We start from the raw sequence: 12,797 nt of genomic DNA, 5'->3' as shown, positions 1-12,797 counted from the left end.
AACTTTATTCACCCGTTTCCCAAATGGCCCTAACGTTTTTGACAAATGAATTAGGCATCTCACGAAGCGAAGGTCAGCGACTCATCGCTCGAGGTCGCTTATCCCAAAACGGCATTGTTATGTCTGATCAATTCGGGTTCATTGAAGGGGATTGCGAGTTCATTTGTTTTGAACCGTTATCACGTGGATTCAAACCTATGTTTGACACAAACGACTTTGCGGTTTACGACAAACCCAGCGGTTTGTGTGTCCATCCTAACAGCCGCCTCTCCCCCTATACCCTTAATGATGAGATCAAACATATGTTTGGAAATGATGCTAACGCAACTCACCGTATCGATCAAGAGACGAGTGGTTTGGTTTTGGTTTCAAAAAACAAAAAAAGCGAAGCTGTTTTAAAACGGTTATTCTCTGAACGTTCTATTACCAAACGCTATCTTGCAATGGTAAAAGGGCATTTTGAACACTCAATCGATATCCAAGAGCCTTTATTGCGAAACGATCATCCCAGTCTTTTGATTAGTTCAGTGGTTCTGGTTCACCCTGAGGGAAAACCTTCCCGTACCTTTATCAAACCTCTTCAATATTTTCCTGAACATGACATGACGCTCGTTGAGGCTTCCCCATTGACAGGGCGAACGCATCAGATAAGGGCCCATTTGTTTCACGTGGAACATCCGATCGTCGGCGATCCGATCTATGGACAGGAAGCAATCGATATAGCACGTTTTTTAGAAAAAGAGTTGACGGATGAAGAGCGTCTCCGCAAAAGCAGCGCGACACGCCTCTTGCTTCATGCCCATTCTCTTGAATTTGAATATGAAAATAAACTCTATACTATCGTATCGAAAGAAGATTTTACTGCGCGGTGTTTTGAGGCGATGAGAGTTAACGAAAAGTAAGAATTTTTCATTCCAATTCCCTGTTTTGATCTCAGGGAAATAGAAAGTCTATATAAAATTTATTCGGCTCCCCGAATATACCGCTGCCGTTTTGCCTCTTTTATTTTACGGATATCTACCAATATATAGCCGTCAATACAATTATTAAAGTCGGTATCGATCCCGAAATCCATAAATTGTACACCCCCTTCTTCACACAATTCACTGTATTGTTTGTAGAGGGTAGGTATCGATACGTCCAATGCCCGAAGATAGTCTTTGAGCCTTTTAAAATCCTCGGGGTAATTGTCCCCTGAGAATAATTCTTGAAACTCTGAACGGACAAAGTCCGAAAGAAAATATGGGGATTTAGCTCTTACCATCGTATGGTCACATCCGAAATAAAGAGTGTAAAAATAGACCAATGCTTCTTGCGCATGCTTCGGAAAGCTCCCAGATATACTTACCGGACCCATCATATATTTGACTTGAGGATTGTGGCTTAGATAAGCACCGATCCCTTGCCATAGATAATCCAGCGCGCGGCTTCCCCAATATTTCGGCTGAACGAAACTGCGTCCGAGTTCAATCGCATCTTCCAATACAGGATCAAATTGATCACTCATTTCGCACAAATCGGACATATACAACCCTTCTTTGCCTAACCATGAGAGTATCCATTCACACTCGCCGATACGGTAGGCTCCGGCGATCTCTAACGCCTCATCGTCCCACAGCACTAAATGATGGTAATAGCGGTCATATCCATCGATATCGCGTGCATGTCCGCTTCCCTCACCCACTTTACGAAATGAATACTCTCGAAGCCGTCCGATTTCATTAATGATGTTAGGGGCATTTTCATGCTCAATAAGATAGATTTCTTTGTTATCGCTTGTCAGCCCTAACAGTTCTCCCTTACGAAGTTCGCTTCTAAGCTCTTGACGTGACACAGGATGGGCGATCGAACATTCTGTAGGATAAATTCCCTTTTTTCCCTTTGCAACGCGTAGAAGATGTTTACGGAAGAGTTTAGCATGACGTTTCTCACTCAGATTAAAATCACTGAGGGCTTTTTCACTCACCATCTGACCTATCGTAAAATCAAATACCCGATTTCGCGCGGCAAATATTTCATGGCTCAACAATAATCCGCCCAATGGTTTATAGATCCACGAAGCAGCATAAAACAATGGACTGTTCTTCCCTTTAATATGGATAGGAAGAATCGGCGCGGCATTGCGTTTGGCAAATTTAACAAATCCCCCTTTCCATATACCCTCTTTAATACCGAATATTCCTGCACGCGATACTTCACCGGAGGGAAAGAATATGACGGCCTCTTCCGCCTGCAGCGCATTGTCAATCTGACGAAGAGCATGTTTGGATACTCTATCGTTAAAATTATCCACGCCGATCATATACTCTTTTAATTGGGTAATTTCTCCCAGCATTCGATTTGCTACGATTTTAACTTTTTTATCTTGACGTACCGAGCATACCATCTGTATCAAACAAAGTGCATCTAACGCCCCTAAAGGATGGTTCGCAACAATAATAACTTTACCGATAGTCGGAATGTTTTCAATTTGACGATGAATCGTTTTATAGGATACATTTAAATATTCTAAAACTGCATCGATGAATTCCAATCCGCTTTTTTCTTCATGAATCTCCATAAAGCGGTTTATGGATTTTTCATGAAGGAGCACACGTGTTAATCCGACGATTGTTTTATTCACGATCGCCGGATAACGAAATACTTTCGGGTGTTCTTTTCGTAATATGTATTCTGCACTGACCATTGGATAAACCTTTATTGAAGAATTCACACTCTTCTTTGTGTTTCTATTTTTGAAACACTAAAGGATACGCATTGCGAAGCGGTTACATTTGGATTACCGCGCGATTACACCTCAAAAAGCGGAAAAAAAAATCAACTTATGTGAATAACTTTTTATAACAATGATTTATTTTATTATTTATAGGAATATATCTGTAAAAGTCCCTAAAATAGGGACTTTAAGGTGGTTTAAAGAAAGCATATTTCAGGGTATATTTATATAAAATATTTCTGAAACAAAGAAGAATATGAAGGCTTTTCGAGTATAAAATACCGTGACTTATTCACAGCACGGTCACAGTGTGAATATTACACATTTTGGAAAGAGTTTGAGTTTTTTTTCTGGATTCAGAAATCTTTTAGGCAATAACAAAGATAAACACTTAAGTCTGCCATCAATTGAAAATCATTAAGGATCTCTAAGGCTCTTTGGATAAACTTCTGACTTGGCGACCTTCCTGGTGTGTTGGTCGCTTACAGAACTGTTTTCAATATCTTAGCCCTCACGCAATTTCATCACACGCATTCTCTTTAACCGATAAACTTTTTTCTTTCAAACTATTTTTACGAACGATTTGATTTTGCTTATTCATTTCAAGTTTAACACGTTGGGCGTGGGTTATTGCCACAGCCATAGCATCCGTAATATCCAAAGGCTTGATCTCTTTGGTAATCCCCAGTATCTGTTTGACCATAAATGCGACTTGCTCTTTTGCCGCTTTGGCTTTTCCCGTCAATGCTTTTTTGACTTGCAGCGGTGTATATTCGGCAAACATACCAAATTCTTGCAAAAGCTTGAGGGTAATAGCACCGCGAAACTGGGCAAGCTTTAGTACTGTTTTCGGATTATGGGCATAAAAAATATCTTCCATTGCTACTTCATCGATTTTATGGGCTGCGAAAAGCTGTTCAATCCCTTCGGCCACCTGAGGAATTTGATATTGAAGCTCTTCACTTTTCATTTTGATCAATCCCGCTTCGATAAGACGTATTTTTTGCCCCTCGATTGCAACGATTGCGTATCCGCAGTTTCGTGTCCCCGGATCGATTCCCAAAATATTCACTTCAATACTCCATTCACAGGGGTGAATAAAGATATTCACCTCTTATTTGAACCTAATTATAGGCAAATATTGGTATTATTCACATTACTATTCACAGGGTCAGGTATAAGATGAATTCAATCGGCAAACAAGTTTTAAACGCACTCAAAGGGGAGATTAATGATATAGACTATCAACGCTATATCAAACAGCTCACCTATGATGAAAACGAATCCAAAAGCAACTTAGCCATTTTTCGTGCACCCAATGCATTGATAGCCAATTGGGTACGAACAAAGTTTGCCGATAAAATAGCGCATCTTTTTGAAATCAAAACCAATATTAAACCTACCGTATCCATTTTGATCCAATCTTCATCTGCACCGACAACAACCCAAAATTCTTCTGTAGCAGTTAATACAGAACGTCCCGGCGGATCTTTACTCAATCCATCCTTTACTTTTCAAAATTTTGTTGTCGGAGATTCAAATAATTTTGCTTTTATAGCAGCCAAAAATGTCAGTGAAAAACCGGGAGTCGTATACAATCCCCTCTTCATTTACGGGGGAGTCGGTTTGGGAAAAACCCACCTGATGCAATCGGTCGGCAATGTAATGTTAGCGCAAGGCAAAACAGTTATATATACATCGGTCGAACAGTTTCTAAATGACTTTACACGTCATCTCAGTAACCGGACCATGGACCGGTTTAAAGACAAATACCGTAAATGTGATTTACTCCTTATCGATGATATTCAGTTTTTAAGTAACAAAAATCAGATTCAAGAAGAGTTTTTTCATACGTTTGACGCTCTTCGAAATGAAAACAAGCAAATCATCATCACCTCGGATAAACCCCCTAAAAAAATCGGAGGGCTCGAAGAGCGCCTTAAAAGCCGATTTGAATCGGGACTCGTTGCCGATATACAGCCTCCTGAACTTGAAACCAAAATTGAAATTATCAAGAAAAAATGTGAAATCAACCGTGTTAAACTCGATCGTGAAGTTATCAATTATGTGGCAACCATTATTGAAAACAATACCCGGGAAATTGAAGGTATCCTCTCTAAGCTCAATGCCTATTCACAACTCATGGGTGTCGATATAACCATCGAATTCGCCCGCAATGTACTCAAAGAACAAATGGCCGAAAAACGGAGCAATATCACCACTGATCTTATTATGGATACGGTTGCCAAAGAACTCAATATTAAACCGAGTGAAATACGTTCCAAAAGCCGTAACAGCAATATCGTTTATGCCCGCCGTATTGCAATCTATCTCTCACGTTCCCTTACTCCGAATTCTATGCCTCAGCTGGCGCAATATTTTGGAATGAAAGATCATACCGCCGTCAGCCATACCATGAAAAAAATTCAGGAACTGATGAAAAATGATGAGGATTTTCGTGTAAAAGTTGAAGAACTGTCTAATAAAGTTTCTATTGCTACTCCGGAATAAAATTTTTGTGTTTGTAAAGGTCTTTTAAAAAAGATATAATTCAATATGTGAATAGAAGTGAATGAAACGTATACGGTTCATCACATCTTCAAAGCAGGAGAGATGGGAGTTTACAGGGTGTTTTCACCCATTCACACCCCCTTATTACTAACTACTACAATTAATGCTATATATAATAATAGGAGTCACTTATGAAAATTACCGTTGACAAGTCGGTCTTAGAAAATATTCTTTTGCACCTTCAACCTTTTTTAGAAAAAAAAGATACGTCACAAATCACTTCTCATATTTTGCTCTCCACTGACGGAAGAACTCTCTATGCAAAAGCTACTGATTATGAAATTGGACTTGTTATACAAACCAATTCCGTCAACGTTGAAGAACCGGGTTCACTAACTGCTAACGGTAAAAAGCTCCTTGATATAATCCGCATTCTCAAAGATGAAGAGATTGAACTCAATCTTGATAAAGATACTCTTCATATTCGCCAAAAACGTTCTAATTTTAAACTTCCTACTTATAAAAGCACAGAATTCCCTACTTTTCCTACAACCGATGGAAAACCTAAAATTATGATCAATTCACACGTATTGATTGAATCACTGAAAAAAATCACTCCTGCTGCCGATACCAATAATCCAAAATTCGAATTAAACGGTGCCTTGATCGATATCAAATCAAATCAGATCAATGTTGTCGCAACCGATACTCGCCGTTTGGCTTTAGTTCATATCGACAGTCAAAATGATGCTGAACTTTCTATTATTGTCCCTAAAAAAGCAATCATTGAAATTCAAAAACTTTTTTCGGAAAACATCGAAATTTATTACGATAACACCCATCTCATTATCAAATCCGAAGACTCTCTTTTTTATACCAAGCTTATTAACGGTAAATTCCCTGATTACAGCCGAATTATTCCAAAAGAAGCTCATCGTACTATTACCTTGCCTAAAAGTGCTATTATTACCGCTATCAAGCAGATAACGACCATTTCCAATGATCTCAAACTTACTTTTCAGCAAGACGCGATTTTGTTTGAAAGCTTAAGCGATGATAATATCGAAGCAAAAACGGCAGTAGAAATTGAAAACGGTTTTGATACTCCGTTTATTTTAGCAATCAACAGCCGATATATTTTAGATTTTCTAGGTCAAGTTCAAGGAAGTGAATTTATTCTTGAAGCCAATGAATCCAATCAGCCTTTCGTCTTAAAAGATCAAAATTTTAAAACCATCGTAATGCCGATAGTCATTTAATTTAATTCTAAAGGGATATTTTCCTTTAGTTAAATTGCTAATTTTCTTTCTCTAAAAATCCACGTGAAACAAGTTTTACTTTTCATCAACACTATTATTTATACTTCTCAATTGCAAAAAAAACCTTCTTTTTAGTTTATATCAGGTAAAATAAAGCCATTTAACACGCTATCGCGGGAGCAATTATGGAACAAAATTACGGTGCCAGCAATATTAAAGTCCTTAAAGGGCTCGAAGCAGTTCGAAAACGACCCGGTATGTATATCGGTGATACGGGTCATCGCGGACTACACCATCTAATTTATGAAGTTGTTGATAACTCGATTGATGAAGCGATGGCCGGACATTGTGACACCATAAATGTAACGTTGACAAAAAACGGAACAGCCATTGTAAGCGATAACGGACGGGGTATTCCGACCGATATCCACCCGGGAGAAGGTATATCTGCAGCTACGGTTGTATTAACCGTTCTTCATGCCGGCGGTAAATTTGATAAAGATACCTATAAAGTTTCCGGCGGTTTGCACGGGGTAGGGGTATCGGTTGTTAATGCACTGAGCAGTGATTTAAAAATGACCATTTTTCGTGAAGGTCAAATTTTTGAACAGGATTTTAAATGCGGTATTCCTCAAGAACCGCTTGCCGTAGTCGGTACAACCCGTAAAAAAGGGACAATGATCGAGTTTGCTCCCGATCCTTCTATTTTTACAGAAACAATCACGTTTGATTATGATTATTTGGCAAAACGATTCCGTGAACTTGCATACCTCAATCCTCGTATTACGATCGTTTTTAAAGATGACCGCAACGGGGCAAGCAATAGCTATCATTTCGAAGGCGGAATCAGCCAATTTGTTACTGATGTAAACAAAAAAACGGTAGTTGCGTCTCCATTTGCATTCAGCGAAAAAATCGAAGATATCGAGATGGATATCGCTTTGATGTATAACGACAGTTACGACGAAAAAATGTTTACCTTCGTCAACAATATCAATACTCCAAACGGCGGTACACACGAAGCCGGTTTCCGTGCAGGACTTACCCGTGTTATTTCAAACTACAACAAACAAAACGGTAATGCCAAAGAGAAAGATATCCCTTTATCCGGTGAAGATGTTTCTGAAGGTCTTATTTGTGTTGTATCGGTTCGTGTACCGGAACCACAATTTGAGGGACAAACCAAGGGAAAACTTGGAAATACCTATGTTCGGCCGTTAGTACAAAAAGTCACCTATGAAAAATTGACCAAATACTTCGAAGAAAACCCGATTCAGGCAAAAGCGATCATCCAAAAAGCCCTTATGGCGGCACGCGGACGTGAAGCAGCGAAAAAAGCTCGTGAATTGACCCGTCGTAAAGATGCAATGACGGTCGGGACACTTCCGGGAAAACTTGCCGATTGTCAGAGCAAAGACCCGAGTATCAGCGAACTTTACCTGGTGGAAGGGGATTCTGCGGGCGGTTCGGCTAAACAAGGGCGTGACCGTGTTTTCCAAGCGATTTTGCCTCTTAAAGGTAAAATTCTCAACGTAGAAAAAGCCCGTTTGGACAAAATCCTGAAAAGTGAAGAGATCACCAATATGATCACTGCTTTGGGTTGCGGAATCGGTGAAGAGTTCAATGAAGATAAACTTCGTTATCACAAGATTATCATCATGACCGATGCTGACGTCGACGGAAGCCATATTCAAACCCTTTTGTTAACCTTCTTTTTCCGATATCTTCCGAAAATTGTTGAAAACGGCTATCTTTATCTCGCACAGCCTCCATTGTTCCGATATAAAAAAGGGAAAAAAGAGATCTATTTTAAAGACGATCGCGTAATGAATGCCTTTTTGATCGAAAATGGGATCGAAGCATTAGAAGCAGAACATCTTAATATCGGTGTAAATGATCTTGTCTCATTTTTCAAAATGGTTGATCATTACCGCAGTACCCTTGATGCACTGGAGCGTCGTTATGCTTTGGTTGAATTGATCCGTTATTTCATCGAAAATCCGGATTTGATCGGATTGCCTCTGACTGAGTTATATTCTAAGGTCGAAGCGTTCTTAACGGCTAAAGGAAACAATATCCTCAGCAAAAGTATCAGTGATGAAGATATGCACCTTTTTGTTCAAACCAAAGAGGGTCTTGAAGAACTTCATGTGAATGATGAATTGTTTGCATCACCGCATTTTGCGGAAGCAAATTACATCTTTCAAAAAATCCAGGATTGGAATTTGCCTCTTGAGGGCGATTTGTTAGAGTTGCTTACCCAGATCACCGATTATGCGAAGAAAGGTTCTTATATTCAGCGCTATAAAGGTCTTGGGGAAATGAATCCTGAACAGCTTTGGGAAACAACTATGACTCCGGAAAACCGTGTATTGTTGCGTATTACGATAGAAGATTCCGAATCTGCCGGCGATTCATTTAATCTCTTTATGGGTGATGATGTCGAACCGCGTCGTAACTACATTGAAACGCACGCCAAAGACGTCAAGCATCTAGATATTTAATGACCTATACTGAAGAAAAAGAGAGGGAACACCGTTTTGCGCTAGCATTACGAATGGGGTTGCCGATCTTTTTTCTAAGCTCGGTCACTCTTTCTGCCCTTTTCACGCGATCTTATACGACCTTCTCTTCCCTGATTATATTGTCCATTTCGCTGCTGGCGATAATGGTTTATTTTATTTTTTATCTTATTTATCAGAGCACCCAAGAAAATATCACCGATACAACAACGCATACGTTTACACCGGAATATTTTTTTCGATTGTGCAAAAAAGCGCTTTCTAAAAAGACGCAAACGCTCGTATTGATCAGTGTAGAAAATTTATGGTCGATCAATGAACGCTACGGGGTCAAAAACGGTGATAATGCTTTACAGAGTACGGTGATCTTGCTTGATTCATTTTTTCGGGATAAAAAAATCGAAAAATTGCCGGTCAGTCGATACAAAGGCGGAGATTTTTTACTTTTTTTACCGGGTGAAAAAGAACAGTACCAATCTCTTATTGAACTTTTTTTGAGCAAATATCAAAATTATGTGAATAACGAGATGGAAATACGGCTAGAAGCCGTTATGCTCGATTCTCGGCTTTCAGATGACATGGATTTATTAGTAAGTCGTTTGTATGAATTTCATCATGACCGGATCAGTTCGGAAAAAGAAGATTTTTATACAATTAACGAGCTTGAAAAAGAAATTCTCGAAGCGTTGGAAAAAGGAAATTTTTCGATTGGATTTTGGCCTGTATGCTGTGATGAATATCCGGTTTATGATACTACGGTCAAACTGATCGACTCCGAAGGGCGTTTTATTCATCAAAGCCGCTATATTCCGGTTTTGAACAGACTTAATAAAATGCGTATTTTAGAGAGCGATGTATTGGAAAAAATCGGTGCCTTATGCGATGAAAGGGATCGAAAATTTGTGGTAACGATCTCATCGGTCACGTTACGTAATCCTCATTTTTTTGAGCATGCATTAACACTGTTCGAACGATATCCGTTGGCCCGTTATAAAATAATTTTGATGTTTGAAGAGAAAGAGTATTGTCACCAATTGGAACGTTTTGCCCATCAAATTGCCCATTATCGCAAAGCAGGGTACAAAATTGCTTTGGATCGCTTGGGAGGGTATCATACAACGCTTTTGTATCTTAAAGAGATCGAAGTGGATCTTGTTCGATTTGATTCACTCTATACGCGTCACATCAAAGAAAGAGGATATCAAAATATAGTGCAGGGACTTAACTTAAGTGCACATTTATGCGGTGCTAAAACGTGGTTAACAATGATCGAAGATGAATATACGGATAATCTTGCTCAATCGTTAAAGATTAACTATCGGCAGGGAAATTATCTGGGTAAAATTTTAACGATTGAACAATTATAAAAAAGGAAACAGATGAAATACGGAGAACAAATCGTCGAAAATTTTGATATTGAAAAAGATTTTGAAATATGGCCTAATGCGCATGAGCGTGATTATGTGATTAAAGTGACATTGCCGGAGTTCACCTGTTTGTGTCCCCGCAGCGGATATCCCGATTTTGCAACGATTACGATTGAATATACACCGGACAAATGGGTCGCCGAACTCAAAGCAATCAAACTATACATTAATTCGTTCAGAAACCGCCATATTTCGCACGAAAACAGTGCCAATGAGATCTATAGCCTATTTGAAGATAAAATCGCTCCAAGACGCTTAAAAGTGGTTGCTGATTTTTATCCGCGCGGAAACGTTCACACGGTGATTGAAATTGACAGTGAAAAGAATCAAGTATCCCGCTAACTGCGGGATCAATATTAAATCTAAATTTACGATCTAAAATTTGTAGGTGTAAGTGAGGTTGGCACTGCTTCCCCAGTGATGAGGAATGGTATTGCTTCCGTTTGTGTAATTGAGATTAGGGGTATAGACGCTTTCATTTAAGATATTATCAAGATAGAGAGATAATAAAGAGTGACCGTTCTTGCCAACTCCCCACATTTTCGCCGTATCAATTGAAATATTGGCAGTTAAAAGATTGTAGGCATCTGCTTTTGGATTACGCAGAGGTGCGCTATTGGTTTGTGTTAAATCGGTCGATTCTCCTATATAACTGTTAAAAATACCGATATTCATTCCATTTATCCCCTGATAGGAAGCACCGATTTTGGCCATCATGTTGGGGGCAAATGTGCTGTCTTTCACGCCGCTGTTCGTTTTGTTCACCTGATAGCTGAAATTGCCGAGAACGCTGATATACTCATTAACCTCTACACGTCCTTCGATCTCTAATCCTTGAAAACGGACATATCCTTGATTAGTAAAGGTTGTTGGGGTACCTGAGACTCTCACAATTAAATTCTCGAGCATTGAATCGTACAGAGCTATCGCAAAGTACTGTTTGGATGTTTGATAAATAAGCTGAGCATCATAAGTCGCCACTTTTTCCGGATCAAGTAAAGGGTTTCCTTTCAGGGTCGCCGCATCGATTTTGGCTTCTTGAAGATTCGGTGAGCGATAGGCTTCGCTGTAGAGAAGTTTGAGCCACCAGTTATCGCCAAATCCTTGAATAAATCCGGCCCGTGAGGAGTAGTCCGTTTGTGTCTCTTCCGGTTTGTTTAACTGGATCCCCGCAATAATTTTTTGTTTCGGGGAGATCATGTAGTCCATTTGGGTATAGGCGCTTTTATTGCTCATGCTTGAAGCGGTAAATCCTTTTGTGAATTCCGTTTTGTATGTCGACGTATTGGCGCCGAAAAGGAGATTTAGATCGGTAGCGACATTGCCGCGTACAATTACCTCTGTCATGTCGTAGCGATCTTTATAGTGGTTGCGTCCACCCGCTTCACTGATCTGCCAGTCGAATTCTCCTAAATTAACGGTATAGTTTAAAGAGACATCCCATCCGTATGTAATATCGTAGAGATAACCGATATCGAGATAGTTTCTTTTCTTTTTCATCGGGGAGGAAGGGAGCTGAAATGAAGAGCCGCCGCTGTCTTCATTATTGTTCATCACCATCGCATTGAGGGAAAACCCTTTGTATTGACCGTTAATCACAAGGTTATCGCTGTTTTCACCTGTATCGTATGTTCCGGCAATGTTATCTTTGTCGACAACGCCGCTTACGCTATCACCGCTGGCACGGATAGCGTTGAGTCCGACGTTCAGGCTGTAATCGGTTCCGGCTGTCAATGTTGAAAGTTGGAGCTGTCGGCGGTTAAAACTTCCTGCGCTGATGTCGACTTGAGTTTCATTGATCGATTTGTGTCCGTTTTTGGTAATGATGTTAATGACACCGGCCATCGCATTGGTTCCGTATATAACGGATCCTGGACCTCGTATCACTTCAATGTGATCAATCATTTCCAGCGGGAATCCGAGATAAATATCAAAATTGAATCCACCGTCTGTCCCGTCATGTATCGGACGGCCGTTGAGCAAAACCACTTCCCATCCCTCTTGATGGGCACCGTTCATTGCCCGTATTGAGGTTTTGTTATGCGGGCGCTGGTGTGAACTCAACACCTGCATTCCGACGAGACGGTCGATAACGTCACGCAGGTTTCTTGCGCCGTACTGGTGAATTTCCTGAGAGGTTATAACGGTAATGATACCGGGCGCCAAATGCTGGCTTTCGCTGCGCCGCGAGGTGCTCGTGACCTCAATGTTGAAGATATCTTCGAGTGAAAGAGGCGTCAATTCCGATGATTCATCCGCTTGGAGAAGTACACAGGAAATAGCTGTAAGAAAGAAAATATTTCTCATGAGCAACCTTTCTCTATTATTTAATACAATAATAACACTGTTAACATAAAATATA

General features: G+C 39.9%; 8 protein-coding genes and 1 pseudogene. 6 read left to right on the top strand and 3 right to left on the bottom strand.

Going from position 1 to position 12,797, the window contains the following annotated elements:
* The first annotated feature begins 119 nt into the window (after positions 1–119).
* Complete coding sequence (locus tag WAO38_RS04670) at positions 120–902, top strand: RluA family pseudouridine synthase (protein ID WP_422234815.1); 783 nt, start codon at positions 120–122, stop codon at positions 900–902.
* A gap of 59 nt (positions 903–961) precedes the next feature.
* On the opposite strand, the gene WAO38_RS04665 is transcribed toward WAO38_RS04670, so the two are convergent.
* Entirely contained in the window at positions 962–2,686 is a 1,725-nt protein-coding gene (locus WAO38_RS04665; protein WP_422234813.1) for a lysophospholipid acyltransferase family protein, read from the bottom strand.
* A gap of 634 nt (positions 2,687–3,320) precedes the next feature.
* Positions 3,321–3,788, bottom strand: a pseudogene (ruvC, locus tag WAO38_RS04660) (crossover junction endodeoxyribonuclease RuvC); the annotation flags it as partial.
* 110 nt (positions 3,789–3,898) lie between these two features.
* Here ruvC and dnaA point away from each other — a divergent pair.
* From dnaA to queF, 5 genes are all read left to right on the top strand, one after another.
* Positions 3,899–5,227, top strand: coding sequence for a chromosomal replication initiator protein DnaA (gene dnaA / locus WAO38_RS04655; RefSeq protein WP_422234811.1), 1,329 nt, complete (start codon positions 3,899–3,901; stop codon positions 5,225–5,227).
* Between the two features lie 191 nt (positions 5,228–5,418).
* Entirely contained in the window at positions 5,419–6,486 is a 1,068-nt protein-coding gene (gene dnaN / locus WAO38_RS04650; RefSeq protein WP_422234809.1) for a DNA polymerase III subunit beta, read from the top strand.
* A gap of 185 nt (positions 6,487–6,671) precedes the next feature.
* Positions 6,672–8,990: a DNA topoisomerase (ATP-hydrolyzing) subunit B gene (gene gyrB / locus WAO38_RS04645; RefSeq protein ID WP_422234808.1), complete on the top strand. Its 2,319-nt coding sequence runs from the start codon at positions 6,672–6,674 to the stop codon at positions 8,988–8,990.
* Positions 8,990–10,375, top strand: coding sequence for an EAL domain-containing protein (locus WAO38_RS04640; protein ID WP_422234806.1), 1,386 nt, complete (start codon positions 8,990–8,992; stop codon positions 10,373–10,375). Before gyrB ends, WAO38_RS04640 begins: the two co-directional genes overlap by 1 nt.
* A gap of 12 nt (positions 10,376–10,387) precedes the next feature.
* The gene (gene queF, locus WAO38_RS04635; RefSeq protein ID WP_422234804.1) at positions 10,388–10,777 is read left to right on the top strand and encodes a preQ(1) synthase; all 390 of its coding nucleotides are present in this window, start codon (positions 10,388–10,390) and stop codon (positions 10,775–10,777) included.
* A 33-nt stretch (positions 10,778–10,810) separates the two neighbouring features.
* Here the strand turns inward: queF and WAO38_RS04630 are convergent, their stop codons facing one another.
* The gene (locus tag WAO38_RS04630; RefSeq protein WP_422234802.1) at positions 10,811–12,742 is read right to left on the bottom strand and encodes a TonB-dependent receptor plug domain-containing protein; all 1,932 of its coding nucleotides are present in this window, start codon (positions 12,740–12,742) and stop codon (positions 10,811–10,813) included.
* Between the last annotated feature and the right edge of the window lie 55 nt (positions 12,743–12,797).

The organism is Sulfuricurvum sp. (assembly GCF_049277495.1).
Taxonomy (GTDB): Bacteria; Campylobacterota; Campylobacteria; order Campylobacterales; family Sulfurimonadaceae; genus Sulfuricurvum.
The sequence above is the reverse complement of the archived record's forward strand: the minus strand, read 5'-3'. Positions and strand labels throughout refer to the sequence as shown.